The sequence below is a fragment of the Candidatus Mancarchaeum acidiphilum genome (assembly GCF_002214165.1).
Classification (GTDB): domain Archaea; phylum Micrarchaeota; class Micrarchaeia; order Micrarchaeales; family Micrarchaeaceae; genus Mancarchaeum; species Mancarchaeum acidiphilum.
Genome location: NZ_CP019964.1, coordinates 805,479 through 819,757, shown reverse-complemented (window position 1 = coordinate 819,757; position 14,279 = coordinate 805,479). Strand labels below are relative to the sequence as shown.

Below are 14,279 nucleotides of genomic sequence, written 5' to 3'. Positions count from 1 at the left end.
TCGGAAGATTGAATGAACGGCAATCGGTGAGGAATTCATTCCTGCATGGGTGTGAACTTCACTCATAAGACAAGAAACCAGCTAACAGAGATCCATGGTGGGAACCAGGAATTTCAGTGACCGGATAATAGGTTAAGATGCATATTCGAGAAATGTACCTTTAGTCCCCTTTGATAAAAAAAACTGCATAATAAATGCAAAAAGTTTGGTATTCAAGTTATTGAGATATAGTTTGACAAATGGACCGGTCGGGATTTGATTAAAGTTTTAAGGGAATACGGTCCTATGAAGCCGGTTTAAAAATAGAATTTATAATATTTGAAATAATGTATTATGGTGATCGTGTGGTAAATGTTGATAGAATGCATATAGAAAACTTCAGATCAGTGAAGAATTTAGATGTAAAACTTGACAAAATTAATGCCTTAATAGGACCGAACAACGCTGGAAAATCAAATGTAATGAAAGCATTGTCTATAGTTCTAGGGGAGTCTTGGCCTTCCAGTAAAATCGTTGATGATAACGATTATTTTGATAGAGATCGAAGAAAGCCAATAAAAATACAAGTCATGTTCGATCAGCACTTTGTGGATAGCAGATATGGCATGAAAGTGTATGGGTTTGGGTTTGAATGCCAAAATGATGATGTAAACTTTCTCGCCTTGGATTCTTCTGGGGATCCTTTAAAATACTCTAAGGGTACTCCTGTGAGAGTTTCTCAAGAAATGAAAGATGAGGTTTCACTCGTTTTTGTAGACATAGATAGACAATCCACGCAACAAATTAGGGCGACTCAATGGACACTGTATGGCAAGATTCTCAAATTCCTAGGGAGTAAAATACCTGAAAATAATAAAGCGCAGTTTTTGAAGGCTGTGATAAGTGCATTTAACTCTGAAATATTTAATATTTCCCCAGGTTCTGACCTCAGATACCTTGAAGAACAACTTAAAAATTCTGTAAAGGATCACACAGGGTTTGATTTGACGCTGGAGCTCTCTATACTCGACCCTGTCGAGGCAATAAAGAACGTTAGACCATATTTTAAAGAGGGAACAAATCCTAGTAAATATGATCCAGAAGAAATGGGTGCCGGGACACAAAGTGCATTATCAGTTTCGATAGCTAGAGCATATAGCGAGATCGTTAAGAAAAGTGTTATATTGGCAATAGAAGAGCCTGAACTACACTTTCATCCCCAGGCATGTAGGAACTTTTACAACCGTTTGAGACTGCTTTCTGAAAGCGGGCTTCAGGTTATATATAGTACGCATTCACCGTATTTTGTTGACGTTTCTAAGTTCGAAAGCCTACATGTGGTAAGAAAGAAAAACTCTACGACAACGATCGAATCGGGATTGACATTGTTGTCTACAGGTAGTCAGCAGAATCGTATCATCACCAAATTTAATGAGGGTGTAAATCAAGCACTTTTTGCAGATAGCGCTGTTTTGGTTGAAGGTCCTGATGATGAGATTGCATGCAAAGCGATGTTTGAAAAACAAGGTTTTGATCTCTACAAGAATAACGTTTCGGTAGTGTCTTGCGGAGGACTACCAAATATACCTACAATTGCGAGGGTTCTAAATGCGCTGAAGATAGACACGATTGCACTTGTCGATGAGGACCCAGGCAATTCCAATACGGCCTCAATCATAGAGAAACTCAAAGGTATACTCGGAGATGATATGGTATACCTCCAGTCTCCTAATCTGGAAGGAATATTTGGAATGTCAAGTAAATTCAATCAGGCTTCCGCGTTAACCTTTTTCCAAAATTACCAAAATGGTGTGCCCCAAGTGTATTCTGATTTGACCACAAGATTATCCCCCTAATGGGAATTAATGAAAGCGCGGGATTTTTGCCCGCCTTTTCCAAAAGGTATGGTTGCAGTGCTGTGCAACCATTGTCTCTTGAACAATTGAGGTTCAGCACGGCATGAGGAACCCCTTTCCCCTTATCCCCCCTTAAATTGCACTCCGCAGGAGAGAATAATGTGCCCGAAGCGAGCCGGAAGTCTTGCGTAGCAAGACCAAGTGGTGTAAGCGTTAGCGGTGGGTGGTGTGAACACCAAGCGTAGCGAAGGTGTGAAACACTACCCATACACCACGAGCGGCGAGCACAGGACACCACCCTGAATGAGCAAGGCGAATGAGGGGCTCTTCGGAGAAGAGTGCGAGACGTAAATCAAAAGAGGGGTTAGGGGTGAATTTTGATTGGAGGCGAAGCATGGTATCCTGTGCTCGGCGTGCAGGCGAGCGAAGGGCACATAGTAATTGGCGAAGGCTCAAAGAGGGGTGGCTGAAAGTCGGGGTGAATTTGAGCCGAAGCATACCAAAAGGTATTAAAATCTGAAAGAATATAGAGTTGTATTATGACCACAGCAAAACAGTCAAGGCTTGTAAGCATACCTAAATCCGACCTTGATAGTCTGGAGGCTACAGTCGAAACTCTGGAAAATGAATATGTCATGGATCAACTGGAAAGGAGCGAACAGGATATACAGAAAGGTAGGGTCAGGAATGTCAGAGAGTTCCTGAAAGAACTCTAATAATACTTCTTGGCTTCGTCTTTGTGAAGGATTGCTCTGAGCGTCACTTTCTTTTGCTCTTCGTTTATTTCATACCAGACCCTAAAAGGGCCAATTCTGAGTTGCCATAGACCGTGAAGCTTGCCTCTCAATGGCTTACCAGACTGAGGTTCCTGTTCCAGTCTCTCTGCCATGTGTTGCAGCCATTCTTTCTTATCCTTATGGTTCCTAGAGAATTCCTTCTCGAATGCTTCCGTTGATTCTACGGTGTAGCTCATGAAAACCAACCATTTCTCCCTAAAATTACTGTCATTCGAAGCACTCTTCTTAAATTTTCTCAACGCTCTCGTACGATCTGACGATCTCTTCTAATTTTTTGACGGTCTTGACTTCACGATTGTTCTTGAATACAGTCTCTGGAACCTTGAGGTACGTCCATTTACTGCCAGTCAGTTTAGTCGAATCCTCACACCACTCTCTTGCCCTCTTATCCTTGTTTTTCACTTCCACAGACTCTTCTCCTTTGGTTTCTATGATGTAGTTTTCTGAATCGCAAACAACAACAAAATCTGGCAGGTAATAAGATAAACCTTTTTTGTCGTTCACATACTCCAGGTAGAAATTCAGGTTGTTATCATTCTTTATGTATTTTTTGACATCTGAAGCATCATTATCAAGAAACTTACAAAAGTCATACTCAAAATCATTCGCTACCGGTACAAGATTAAGAATGCATTTCTTCGGCGTGTAGGTTTTCTTCCTGGTCAAGGAGGGTCTGATGTCCTTTACCTCTCTTGATTCTGACTGAAGTCGCACTTCGGTGGAAAGGATTGTCAACTTATTTATCACCTTCACGAAGAGCTCTGTAAGGAAATCAACGATTTTTGGTTCACTTATAGCTTGAAGGAACCTATAATCATCTTTCACATCTTGTGTCAAAGCCGCTGTAAAGATGCTGTTAGTAACATACGAGTCTAGCTTTCCTACAAGCTCACTATTTCGAGATGGGATTTTGCAAGCCCTTAGAATAATATTTGCCAAATAAGAGATGACCGATGGATAGTTTTCCGGTATTGGCTGTTCCCATCTATCACGCCATCTCTCTTTCTCTGTTAACGCATCTCTTCCTACCGCAGACTTAATATTAGTATACGTTTCTAAATCCAGGTCAAACTTTCCCTGTGGAAGCGTGGAAATGTCAATTTCGTTGAATGATCTGTTCTCTCTTTTATATTTTGGAGATAGGACTGGAATCCGAAAGTTAAATTCAGATTTCCTTAGAGTATCCGGGAATATGTTTGTAACTGTAGGTAAATTTCTCTCTTTGTATCTTTTTATGTCGACTCCCTGCTTTCTCATCTCCTCGTCTATATAGTCAACAAAGGCCTTTGTACCGAAAACGTCAACCGTCTCTTCGTATCCTGATTCCGGGCCGAACATCAATCTAAGCCCACGTCCAAGCGCTTGTTCCGGCAGAATTTCTGCTTTAGAAGTAAATGGCCTTAGACCGACTATGACACAAACATTCTTGACATCCCATCCTTCTCTCAGCATCAGGACACTCACGATAGCCCTGTACTTGTGCGATGTATCTATCTCCCTTGTCTCCTGCTTAAGCTTTTGCCATTCTTTGTCGCTAATTTCGCCTTTGAGATTGGTGTGAATAATCAGTGTTTTCCCCTTAAATTCGTTCTTGGTTTGCAGATAGTTATTGATGTCTTCTGCTTCGGAAGTCTTAGTTGCCATGAAAAATATTATCGGATGCTTCTTGACCTTATCCATGACACCGTTGTAATAAGACCATCTTCTGCATCCCGCTTCAATATAATCCCTATAAATGACATCAGCTCTGTCCGATGGGGTTTCATGAGGATTTTCGACCTCACCTATAATCGGTGACTTCACGATTCCACATCTTATGGCATCTGCCAGAGGAAAATCGGTAATCACCCATTCAAAAATACTTCCAGAATCCTGCCTTTTTGGGGTTGCTGTGAAGTCTAGCTGAAATGACAATTCTTTCCCTTTCTTCTTAAGCAGATCGTTGCAAGTCAAGATAAATTGGTTCCAGATAATATCCTTGTCCCATACGTGGTGTGCCTCGTCATTAATTATGCCCAGGCTGGTTAGGGCATTGATCTCCCCCATGATTTGGTCATAATATCTTATGGTGTCCGATGGTTTCTTGCCTACGATCTCTTGTATGGGATTAACAGGCGCATTGTCTCTTTCATAGATTCTTTGAACATTGGTCAGGTAAAGTCTGCCTTTTGTGCTTCTGGTGGGAATGTAATCTTCAGTTACAGATTCGAATTCCCAAAGATGTTGAAATTCGTCTGGAATCATTACTCCAGAATTGAATATCTTAGAATCCGAAAAATCCTCTTTCAGCCTCTCATAAACTGCTATGTTAGGCGCGATTATAAGAAAATTCCTCGGCATTTCTTCATTATCTTCCATTATGTTGTTGAAATATGACCAGACAATCGCCAGTGCCATAACATAGGTTTTCCCGGAACCTGTAGCCATTTTAAAGCAGTATTTGGGAAACAAATATTCGTTTGGATTGTATGCTATTTTCTTGGTGCTGTCATAATTCAGGATCAGGTCGCTCATTTTCCTGAACTTTTTCACTTCATATATGTAAATAAGGGTTTCTATTGCCTCTTTCTGGGCAAAATAATACCTGAATTTCTCATCAATTATCTTGTGCTCATCGTCGAACCAGAATTGCAACAATCGCCTGGTAGTTTTAGAAGTGCCATAATAGCCAGAGTTCCTCCAGTTTCTAACCTCGCTTCGTAAAGCTTCCACAAGAGGAGCGGTTGTCTGTACCCTTGTTTCTGGCTCTTCGAATGGGTTCATGCTACAGTTACCTCTTTCATTGTTGTAGTATCGTTTCCGAACACATCTATGACCTTTACCATTACCTTGTACGTCCCGGGTGCGTCATAATGATGCTCTATTGATTGCAACTGCAAACTCTTCTTTTTCTTTGTCCTGAATTCCTGCCACTCGTTGTGAAAAGTATCGTCCCTGTAATTCCAGTCCACGCTCCAATAGTCTATAAAATCACTCCACTTGAGTATCTTATCTCTGAGTTCTTCCGGTATGGATTCTGGGTTCGGTATGATGAAATTTTCAAGGTTAACCTTTACCTTCCTTCCTGAAGTTGCGAGTTTAGCTTCAAGGAAGGCATGCTCATAGAAATCAACATCTCCAGCTTCTACTGCTCTCTTATCCATTACCTCGTTTGGTATGATCCTGAGAGAGATTCCAAAATCGTAAGATCCCCTGAGCTCCCTTAATATCCTATCGTTGAATTCCATCTCAAAGTCCCATCCCAAGACATCCAGAGAATCGAAGCCGTTGTCTTTTGCTTCTTTCAGGCATTCCTCAACCTCACTTTTTGTAACAGGGTAATCTATTGGGCCAACGTGAACCGCCTTTCCGGATATAATTCCGTGTATGCACTTGTAGTCGTAGACAGGCTTGGCTTTGTAAAGTTGTAAAATAAAATCAATGTAATTTCTATAAACAGAGCCGAGGTTCTGATCCATCCAGTGCTTTCTTTCATATTTTCCAAGGTTTAGGACCTCAAAAGGTTTACAATGAGGAATATCAAGTGACCTCTTTCTTATTGTGTGAACAGAAAATCTTCCAATATCAGCCGCAATCCATTTTCTGCCCAATTTCTCTGCCACTGCAGCAGTGGTCCCGGAGCCGGAGAAGAAATCAGCAACCAAATCTTCTCTAACAGAAGATGATAAGATTACTCTTTCAAGTAACTGTTCAGCATTTTCAGTAGGATAGCCAGTGCTAAAAGAATATCCAGGAATATCCGTCCAATTCGTATCCAAAAGGTATTCGTCTGACGGCTCTACCCAGTATTCTGGTCGGCTAGTCTTAGGATTTAGTCTAAGTCTGCCTTCTTCAATCATCTTATCTATATTTTCTTGTGAGAATTTCCAATGTTTTCCCGGTGGAGGCTCCATAGACTTACCAAAGAATGTTTTAGCTGACCCCTGTCCCGCTGAGTCATCCATATGCCTCCAATAGCCTTTTCGTTCCTCCTCGGTTTTGATTTTTGTTTCAGTTAGGAGCATGTTTTCGGATTTCGCGTATAAAAATAATGAATCCGTGGCTGTAGGAAAAACTGTTTGAGTTCTACTGGCCATAACATTTTTCCTCGTTCTATTTATTATTATTTCATTTCTAAAATTGTCGTAACCAAATATCTCGTCCAAAATTGTCTTTATATAGTGTGAATAATGATAGTCAAATCTTACCCAGATTGCACCATCCTCAGCCAGCAAATCTTTCATCAGGACGAATCTATCATACATATACTGAAAGAAAGAGCTAGGGCCTTCTTTCCACATGTTTCTATAGGCTATCTCCTCTATGGCGGAAGGTTCCTTTACTGCACCTTCATCTCCAACTTCCAAAGTTATATTCATGTTTGTGCCCGTGAAAAATGGCGGATCTGCGTAAATTAACTTTATTTTTCCACGAAACTCGGACAGCAAAGATGCCATAACGTATTTGTTGTCTCCCCAGATCAGTTTATTCTTCCATTCGCCATTCTCAGAATCTTTCTTAAATTGAGCGAGCGTTCCAATATTTGATCTTGGAAGGTTTATCGTCTCAATTTTCTGGAATGGAAGCTCAACTCTTTCCACTTCCTCTCTCTTGTTTTTCCAATAAATTCCAAAATCCCTCATTTGATCTCCACACTTCCATTCTCAGAGTCTCTTCCTAAGCTCTCCAGATACAATAGAAGCATCCGATAATAATATTTGTGACTCCATTGTGTAATATCTGCCTATCTTCTTCTTGATCAGTGTGATGAGGCCAAGGTTTTGCAAATAGTTGACGCTCTGGAAGAACGTTGACTTGCTAACACCTCTGAGCAACAAATGACTGGATGCCGAGACTTCGGAATACGCCCTGTTGGTATCCTGATTTTTGACCAATGCTGCCAGTATCAGCAGGTCCCGGTCTCCAAGGTTCTTGAGCGTTTCGCCTTCCACCTCCACATAAGCCTGTTTCAGTGCTGTTTTGATCAAGTCATCATCCCATTTATTGCTTCTGCCAAGAATTTCCAGGGCCTTTATTCCGATCCTTGCGTCACTCCTGTAGTCCCTAACAAGCAGTGCAGACAATAGCCCTAGAGACTCTTTGTCATATTCATTCAGGCCTTCCTTTGCCCTCATTTCAGGTAGGATATCGATAAGGTTCTGCGTTATTATCCAGAGCATTCCCTTGTCCCTTATCTCACGGCTCATTACATCAAGAATAGTATGATAGGATTTCGTAAGCCTGTGAGCCTCGTCTATGCATATCAAAACATCCTTTCTTTTGCGTTCCTCCATCTCCCTGTAGATCTGCCTTAGCATAAGCTCGGCATAGAAGTTCTGGGACTGCTTCGTCGGTAATGTTGAGAAATCAAACACAATGCTTTCACTGCCTATTTCCACGCTTCCCATGTCATCGATTATGAGCGATTTCACATTCTGCTCTATTGCGTTGAGCGTTTCGATCTGGTTCTTCGAGGCTGATTTTCTTTTTTCGGATATCATTTTCATGAATGTCTTCCAGTCGTTGCTCTGGGAGGCTATTTCCTGCAGAAAAGCTGGTGTCTGCTGTAGCTGTATTCCTGTGCTTGTCTTCTCACTGAAAAATGCGGTCATGTAAGCCTCTGAGAAGGCATTTATGTCCCTGAACGGATTCGGTAAGCACTGCTTTGCATCTATTACTGGTATTCCAAGATGGACTTCATGGTCATCGGGCTTGAACGAGAATATGATCCTCTGCTTCTCGCTGAACTTCGATAGTAAATGTATCGTGAGATAGCTCTTTCCCTGCCCTGATACACCTGTTATGGACACATTCCTGTTTCCCTTGTGCTCTATGTAATCCCTTAAATCAATGGCTCTTGCTGAGCATTCCTCCCTCCTGAACTTTCCCTTTTCCATATCGGGAACAATGGCATAGGCCAACGCTGAATGCCCTGCGAACCTCTTTAGCCTTGAAAATGGGTTATAGAAAAGCCTCTCCTGATTTCTTATTGGTAGTTCTATTATCGGCTTTGAGAGGATCTTCCTTGCGTTTACAAAGTCAGAGAAGCCAGTTTCCTTCATAATCCTGCTCTTTTGTTTTCCAGATATTTAATCGTATTTGGCTACCTTTTAATTATGTATCGCCTGTGCGGGTTTACAACAATCGTATAGTGCTCCACGCTGACCGTGTGTGTCTCCAAGAAATAGAGTATTGCGATGGTGCATAGAACTGCAACTAGGATCAGTGAATATTCTAAGCCAAGCATTGTGTATATGAGGTAAGCAGGGAAGAAAAAGATAACTCCGAATACTAGTATGTAAATCAGCAGTGTGAATGCGAATATTATGATTATGACAGCACCGATGACTGCATAAGCGATGCCTGCAATGCCAATAATCTCGTAAAAAATGTTGCCTGAGGTCGCCATGGATATGAGATGCTGAAATAGTCCGGGCCATAGCAAACTCGTTATGAAAAAAGCAGGGGCTGATACCAAAAATGTCAGGATTAATGTATCTTCGTCCATGCTTTACCTCTGGGCCCTGAATCTTCTGTTCGGTGTTATCGTTGCCGATATTGTTGCCTCCTCACGCCTAAATATGAGACCGAGCTTTGTTATCGTCCGATCTATCCGGAAAACAGGATTCGATTCATATTCAACATAGCTTATGTCCGGATTGCGTTCCATGAATCTCATCACCGAATCTATCTGCCTGCGGTCCTCAAGCTCGTACTGGTTAACCGTTTTCTCGATAACGGTTTCCTGGAGCCTTTCGAGCGTGCCCTTCTTCTGAGGGTCTGCCATCACATACCTTATTACCTGAGGCTCTTCCTCTCCTCTCAAAACAATCCTTTCAGTTCTTTCCATCTTCTCCATCTCCGTTGAAAAAGGCAAGCCATGTCTGTACCTTTGCGAGGAATTCTTCTGCCGTTAAGTAATCCGGCTCTGAAATCAGTATTTTTGTTAACGGGTGCTCTGGGAATTTGCTGGCGAATGTTGATTTTACCTTTGTTATGTCAACGTCTGCCTTTTCCACAATATAATATTGCGTGATGGGTAATACGTCGATTTAGCGGGGATTACGACGGTTATTGGAAGCATCCATAAGCCTCAGAAAATCCTCCATGGTTGCAGGATCAACCATATCAATCTCGTCATTGTAGGAATAACAGCATTCACAATTGAACGATATAATCAGATGGGTAAATATCACATCTATGTGCATATCATCGCTAATAGGGTATCTGGCGGTCTTTTTCTTAGTGGAATTGATTGATATACTTGATTCCCTCTGGCACTTCGGGCATAAAACGTTGCCTCCGGTCTGAGCGAATCTGACTATGAAATAGAAATAATCATTCTCAATAAGATTCCAGAAAAGCATGGGGTCTCTGCCAATCATGTAGGTATAGATCTCCTCAGGCTTGGTTCTGATCTCTATCCTTCTTTTATCAGTTTCATCTTCGAGCCTCTCTATGAAATTCATGTTTGCAAGCATATCGATTCTTTTGTCTATCCATTCGTGCTTGAGCTGGTTTGAGGAGTGAATCTTTTCCTTTGGAATGTTTGATAATGCCATGTACAGATCGCTAGTGAACGTGTGCTGGAATTTGCGCTCCCTGTCCTGTATTGCCCTTAGAACCGCTTCCGCTCGCCTGTCAGGAGGGTAAAAATAATCAATAGGGGTGTCAAAGATCATGAAATTTGAACAACTTAATCGTTTATGTTAAAATATCAGCCTATCTTTATTTCGATTTTCTATTGTTGAAAATGTCGCTTGCCCTTTTCTGCAACTTGCCACTTTTTGCTGCCAGCAGAGTTCCGATGAACAATATTATCGCTGAAAGGAAGAATATTCCTAGACCATAAAAGAAGAATGAAAGGTAAATTGAAGCAGAGTAGTGCAGGTAATGAAACAAAGCTCCCAGTGCGATTATTATCATGGAACCTATGAACATAAAGGTTCCAACAGTCATTGTTTTGTTTATAGGATGAAATTTAACCATTTTGTCATCACCTCACCTATAATCATTCTTGAATTTTTTGATAAATTCAAGCATCTGTTCCTCCTTGGGTCCACGCTTTCCGACATAGTTATAAAATCCTTCCTCATCTATTTCCCCTGCAATATACTTATTGGCCGCTTCGTTTAGTCTTTTCGTGTATTTTGTTGATCCATAGGGCTTTCTTATGAACAAACTGCTGTATTCAACTGTTTTCCCGTCAGGGGATTTTAGGGCCCCAGGAAGTTCAGAAAGTATATCATGGTCAGTCTTCCAAGTTCTTGTGCCCTGAATCCTGTTCTGCCTAATCACTCTGGTGAAGCCTCCTGAGCCTATTGTTCCAATTACCGGATTTATCCCATAATCCTTGGCCTTAAATGCTCCGTAGAGTAGGGTCGAAAATCCTATACCAAAAGGAATGAAGAAACCTAGGAAGGAACCCCATAGGCTATAGATCAATATTTTTGGATACTTGAGAGCAAGTAATATGTCAATGACCATTATTGCAATGCCAATGCTTAAATAGATTAATCTATATCTCATTTACCTATCACCTGAAATTATAGGAAGGAATATTTATTTAAGCCTTCATAAAGAACATCCAATCGCCTTCTCGCATATGTAGTCTGCACCAAGGTCGCATGCAACATGAACACCAATATCTATTACTGTTTGTAGAACAACATCGCAAATTGATGCGACAACCCCAAAACAAACGACATAAACAATAGGATCCTCTATGAATTCTAAGCATACGATGCCAGATGCCTCTTCACAAGCTAAGTCCTCTGATACACCCTCTGCAAGAAGTGTACAAAGCACGGTTCCAAGAGCATGACAAATAAGACATTCAATGGCGTTTGGATCTGATTTTACATTTGAAAGAGCAATATCCTTGTTAGTTACGTTTACTTTCCCATTAGAGCCCAATCCAGTTCCGTCAACGTGAACAAGTTTCTTGCCATTTATTGTGTCAATGTATTTGGTTTTAAACTTGTTTGTAATATTTTTACCATTATATTGTATAATATAAGTTATGTCTGCAATGGAGGAGGTATTGCCCTCAATTATTTGTTTCCAATTTAGGATCGTCCCTGGGCCCTCTTTGTAATGAACAATTGTCACACCTTCCGTTATTTTTAGTTTCCCCTCTGTATATTCCTCCTTATGTGGCACACTTATTCTTGTTATTTTTCTACCATTTGCATCAAAACAATTACTGCAGGTCATAAATTATGAATGAAAATATTATATATAAATTTTTCCAGTATGTGAGAAAACTTGACAAATTCAATGTTTCAATTAGTTTATGGAACTTACTAAGCAAAGATAATATCGTAGTTAATATTACCTTGATGCATATTTTGATTACATTTTGAAAGAATATCTAAAAAGGCATTTTCATTATAGCCTTTCCGTTGGGCAGATTATAATTCTATTATAGAATCCGGAATACAAAGCTATTTTACCTTCTTTTCATCTTCAATATTTATGCCATTTGAGGAGATGGATAAGGCTATAAAATGAGCACTATTTCCAACTACATAAGCCATGTCAAAAAGATAGAGATAATTGGTCTCGTCCTTTGCTAAATAAGCCATAATATTGATTATCAGAACAACAAAAGATACAATGGTCACAAGGATGATGTGATATCTGTACGGATTCATGTGTCTTCTCCCAATCCTCTAGTCGCTGTGTTGTTCCAAACAAAATACGCATTGAGGAGAAAATACGCTCCAGCAATAACAGATAACGATGCAATTACTGTTCCAAAAGATTTAATGTTATAGGAAATGGATAACGATAATAGACCCGCAATACCTGAAATAAGAAATACAGTTCCAAAGCTCAAAAGAAATACTGCTCTAATTCTTTGCTTTTCTGTATGCACTTAAGCCACCTTGTATAGTTAATCTAACAATTGCTGCAATTACAAACAAAACGCCTATTCCTACTGACCCTCCCCAGAGTAGAGATTCAACACCAGAATAATACGTTATTATCCCGAAAATGAATAGGGTTACTCCGATAGCAAGACTCATAATTCCAGTTCTAAAGAACCACGGATATTCCTTTCCAAGAATAAACAAAATGGAGACCCCTATGGCTACCATGGCAAATACCAGAGGAAATAATATAGGTATTGCGGATGTAAAGTTTCCATCATATTTTATGTGCTGTGATAGGAATACTGACAGATATAAGAAAATCCAAGCTATGCTATATGAAAGTATGGATTCATAAAACTTTCTCTTGCTGGTTATAATCATAAAGTCACTTTACTTGCAGCAGTCAATCACTTTTATTGCATCTTCAGTGCATTCTCCTGCTTTATATACACAATAGGCGCAAGCAAGAACATCAAGACTAAAACAGACAAGACATGCAGGGAGTGTTAGGAAGTCAAAGCAAGCTGCCAAGCAATCGGGTAAAACCAAACATTCAGCACATATTTCTTCAATATCTGGAACACTAAGCACACAATCGGTCAAACTTAATGCATTTTCGAGACAACATGTAAAATTAAAATCCATAAGGGTAACTTTGAACGATAGTTCTAGATTATTTATGATATCTAATCGATTTCGATTATTTGCATATATGTCAGGAAAAGCTTCAAGAAGAGACACCATTTTTCCATAAATTCTGTTTCGTTTCGTCGACGCATCTTTTTTCAAATTACTTATGATGGAACTCAAGTCTTTTATTATGGACAGAAAGCTTCCTTTATAACGAATGACTATGGGAAGGGAAAAAAGGTCAACATTTTCTGGATTCTTGGGAGAAACATTAACCGATAAAAATAAAACGCCTTTATTGCTTTCGAGAGGGATTATATTTCCTTCCAAATATGTCGTGTCTTCATCATCTGTTATCTCAAAATATAATGAATATGCTTTTCCTGACTGAACTACCTGCTTTTCTGTGATGTCATAATTCATTTCCCGGAATGCCATGTGGTAACCCTGTGTCTTATCTGAGAAAATCAGAGACATATTTTTCAAGCCACTGTTGGCGATAACGTTGGGGGTTGGAATCTTTGGTGACACTTTTATCGGTGTTTTGTAGTTATTAATCTTTGTTTTCAAAACGTTTCCATCTTTGCTTACTATCACAGCTCCGCTCATTATTAATTCATTTTTACGGCTACCCATAATAATTAGATCAAAATTATATATATATATACTTTACTATGATATTTTAACAATTAAAACGGCATTTTCATTATAGCCTTTCCGTTGGGCAAAACTGCCTGAAACTCGTAGCCTTGACTGAGGAATTTTTCTATTTCATCTACAGGCACGAGCCTCTGCTTTGAGCCGTTGCCTGACATTGCGCCAGCAACCTTGTCGCGAAGAAGTTTCTGGAATGCATCGTTGTCCATCTCAGCAAGGTTCATCATATCGATTTCATCCTGTTTGTAGCCCACTGCGAGAAGCAGTTGCTGTTGTAGGTATATTTTTGCATCGATCTCCGATGGCTCTGTTATCCTTGTTTCGAGGTACTTTAAGCATTTCTTGTACGATTCGCGCATCTCCTCGATCATGTCCGGAGGCAGTCTCTTGTTCGTGCTGTATCTGGCTTCGATATCGCCCTTGTGCCCCATTATGAACTGCCTCCAAGGATGCGATATTAAGCCCTTGCTCTCTGCTATGTCAAGTGCCATTGAGAAATACGC

18 protein-coding genes are annotated in these 14,279 nt (G+C 40.2%); 2 read left to right on the top strand and 16 right to left on the bottom strand.

The window, feature by feature from the left end:
• Positions 1-344 precede the first annotated feature (344 nt).
• Positions 345-1,835 carry an ATP-dependent nuclease gene (locus tag Mia14_RS04275; RefSeq protein ID WP_157891468.1) on the top strand — a complete coding sequence of 497 codons (1,491 nt, stop codon included), beginning with the start codon at positions 345-347 and terminating at the stop codon, positions 1,833-1,835.
• A 539-nt stretch (positions 1,836-2,374) separates the two neighbouring features.
• On the top strand, positions 2,375-2,551 hold the full coding sequence (locus Mia14_RS05175) for a hypothetical protein (protein ID WP_198539374.1): 177 nt from the start codon (positions 2,375-2,377) through the stop codon (positions 2,549-2,551).
• On the opposite strand, the gene Mia14_RS04270 is transcribed toward Mia14_RS05175, so the two are convergent.
• The 16 genes from Mia14_RS04270 to Mia14_RS05205 all read right to left on the bottom strand — a co-directional run bounded on the left by Mia14_RS04270 (position 2,548) and on the right by Mia14_RS05205 (position 14,267).
• The gene (locus tag Mia14_RS04270) at positions 2,548-2,871 is read right to left on the bottom strand and encodes a type II toxin-antitoxin system RelE family toxin (protein WP_088820447.1); all 324 of its coding nucleotides are present in this window, start codon (positions 2,869-2,871) and stop codon (positions 2,548-2,550) included. The two genes, Mia14_RS05175 and Mia14_RS04270, sit on opposite strands and share 4 nt — an antisense overlap.
• Positions 2,858-5,395 (bottom strand): DEAD/DEAH box helicase, encoded by a 2,538-nt coding sequence (locus tag Mia14_RS04265; RefSeq protein ID WP_088820446.1) that lies wholly within the window; start codon positions 5,393-5,395, stop codon positions 2,858-2,860. The genes Mia14_RS04270 and Mia14_RS04265 overlap by 14 nt, the downstream gene beginning before the upstream one ends.
• Entirely contained in the window at positions 5,392-7,254 is a 1,863-nt protein-coding gene (locus Mia14_RS04260; protein ID WP_088820444.1) for a site-specific DNA-methyltransferase, read from the bottom strand. The genes Mia14_RS04265 and Mia14_RS04260 overlap by 4 nt, the downstream gene beginning before the upstream one ends.
• A gap of 21 nt (positions 7,255-7,275) precedes the next feature.
• On the bottom strand, positions 7,276-8,673 hold the full coding sequence (locus Mia14_RS04255; RefSeq protein ID WP_088820443.1) for an AAA family ATPase: 1,398 nt from the start codon (positions 8,671-8,673) through the stop codon (positions 7,276-7,278).
• A 41-nt stretch (positions 8,674-8,714) separates the two neighbouring features.
• Positions 8,715-9,020 (bottom strand): hypothetical protein, encoded by a 306-nt coding sequence (locus Mia14_RS04250; protein ID WP_124216913.1) that lies wholly within the window; start codon positions 9,018-9,020, stop codon positions 8,715-8,717.
• Between the two features lie 102 nt (positions 9,021-9,122).
• Positions 9,123-9,461, bottom strand: a complete 339-nt coding sequence (locus Mia14_RS04245) for a hypothetical protein (protein WP_124216912.1) — start codon at positions 9,459-9,461, stop codon at positions 9,123-9,125.
• A complete protein-coding gene (locus tag Mia14_RS04240; RefSeq protein ID WP_088820438.1) occupies positions 9,448-9,630 on the bottom strand; it encodes a hypothetical protein in 183 nt (60 codons plus the stop codon). The genes Mia14_RS04245 and Mia14_RS04240 overlap by 14 nt, the downstream gene beginning before the upstream one ends.
• Positions 9,631-9,663: 33 nt before the next feature.
• Entirely contained in the window at positions 9,664-10,293 is a 630-nt protein-coding gene (locus Mia14_RS04235) for a hypothetical protein (RefSeq protein ID WP_088820436.1), read from the bottom strand.
• Between the two features lie 46 nt (positions 10,294-10,339).
• Entirely contained in the window at positions 10,340-10,600 is a 261-nt protein-coding gene (locus Mia14_RS04230) for a hypothetical protein (protein WP_088820435.1), read from the bottom strand.
• A 12-nt stretch (positions 10,601-10,612) separates the two neighbouring features.
• Complete coding sequence (locus Mia14_RS04225) at positions 10,613-11,140, bottom strand: hypothetical protein (RefSeq protein ID WP_088820433.1); 528 nt, start codon at positions 11,138-11,140, stop codon at positions 10,613-10,615.
• Positions 11,141-11,185: 45 nt separating this feature from the next.
• On the bottom strand, positions 11,186-11,827 hold the full coding sequence (locus Mia14_RS05210; RefSeq protein WP_232780213.1) for a hypothetical protein: 642 nt from the start codon (positions 11,825-11,827) through the stop codon (positions 11,186-11,188).
• A gap of 230 nt (positions 11,828-12,057) precedes the next feature.
• Positions 12,058-12,198, bottom strand: a complete 141-nt coding sequence (locus Mia14_RS05165) for a hypothetical protein (RefSeq protein WP_157891467.1) — start codon at positions 12,196-12,198, stop codon at positions 12,058-12,060.
• A 65-nt stretch (positions 12,199-12,263) separates the two neighbouring features.
• Positions 12,264-12,491 (bottom strand): hypothetical protein, encoded by a 228-nt coding sequence (locus tag Mia14_RS04210; RefSeq protein ID WP_088820429.1) that lies wholly within the window; start codon positions 12,489-12,491, stop codon positions 12,264-12,266.
• Entirely contained in the window at positions 12,466-12,870 is a 405-nt protein-coding gene (locus Mia14_RS04205) for a hypothetical protein (protein ID WP_232780212.1), read from the bottom strand. The genes Mia14_RS04210 and Mia14_RS04205 overlap by 26 nt, the downstream gene beginning before the upstream one ends.
• A 9-nt stretch (positions 12,871-12,879) precedes the next feature.
• Positions 12,880-13,755, bottom strand: coding sequence for a hypothetical protein (locus Mia14_RS04200; RefSeq protein ID WP_088820428.1), 876 nt, complete (start codon positions 13,753-13,755; stop codon positions 12,880-12,882).
• Between the two features lie 53 nt (positions 13,756-13,808).
• Positions 13,809-14,267, bottom strand: coding sequence for a hypothetical protein (locus Mia14_RS05205; protein WP_232780211.1), 459 nt, complete (start codon positions 14,265-14,267; stop codon positions 13,809-13,811).
• Positions 14,268-14,279 lie beyond the last annotated feature (12 nt).

Coding starts and splice junctions, on each gene's coding strand:
- Mia14_RS05175 (WP_198539374.1), top strand. CDS start 2,375: ATGACCACAGCAAAACAGTCAAGGCTTGTAAGCATACCTAAATCCGAC.
- Mia14_RS04265 (WP_088820446.1), bottom strand. CDS start 5,395: ATGAACCCATTCGAAGAGCCAGAAACAAGGGTACAGACAACCGCTCCT.
- Mia14_RS04260 (WP_088820444.1), bottom strand. CDS start 7,254: ATGAGGGATTTTGGAATTTATTGGAAAAACAAGAGAGAGGAAGTGGAA.
- Mia14_RS04255 (WP_088820443.1), bottom strand. CDS start 8,673: ATGAAGGAAACTGGCTTCTCTGACTTTGTAAACGCAAGGAAGATCCTC.
- Mia14_RS04250 (WP_124216913.1), bottom strand. CDS start 9,020: ATGGCGACCTCAGGCAACATTTTTTACGAGATTATTGGCATTGCAGGC.
- Mia14_RS04245 (WP_124216912.1), bottom strand. CDS start 9,461: ATGGAAAGAACTGAAAGGATTGTTTTGAGAGGAGAGGAAGAGCCTCAG.
- Mia14_RS04235 (WP_088820436.1), bottom strand. CDS start 10,293: ATGATCTTTGACACCCCTATTGATTATTTTTACCCTCCTGACAGGCGA.
- Mia14_RS04230 (WP_088820435.1), bottom strand. CDS start 10,600: ATGGTTAAATTTCATCCTATAAACAAAACAATGACTGTTGGAACCTTT.
- Mia14_RS04225 (WP_088820433.1), bottom strand. CDS start 11,140: ATGAGATATAGATTAATCTATTTAAGCATTGGCATTGCAATAATGGTC.
- Mia14_RS05210 (WP_232780213.1), bottom strand. CDS start 11,827: ATGACCTGCAGTAATTGTTTTGATGCAAATGGTAGAAAAATAACAAGA.
- Mia14_RS05165 (WP_157891467.1), bottom strand. CDS start 12,198: ATGGCTTATTTAGCAAAGGACGAGACCAATTATCTCTATCTTTTTGAC.
- Mia14_RS04205 (WP_232780212.1), bottom strand. CDS start 12,870: ATGATTATAACCAGCAAGAGAAAGTTTTATGAATCCATACTTTCATAT.
- Mia14_RS04200 (WP_088820428.1), bottom strand. CDS start 13,755: ATGGGTAGCCGTAAAAATGAATTAATAATGAGCGGAGCTGTGATAGTA.
- Mia14_RS05205 (WP_232780211.1), bottom strand. CDS start 14,267: ATGGCACTTGACATAGCAGAGAGCAAGGGCTTAATATCGCATCCTTGG.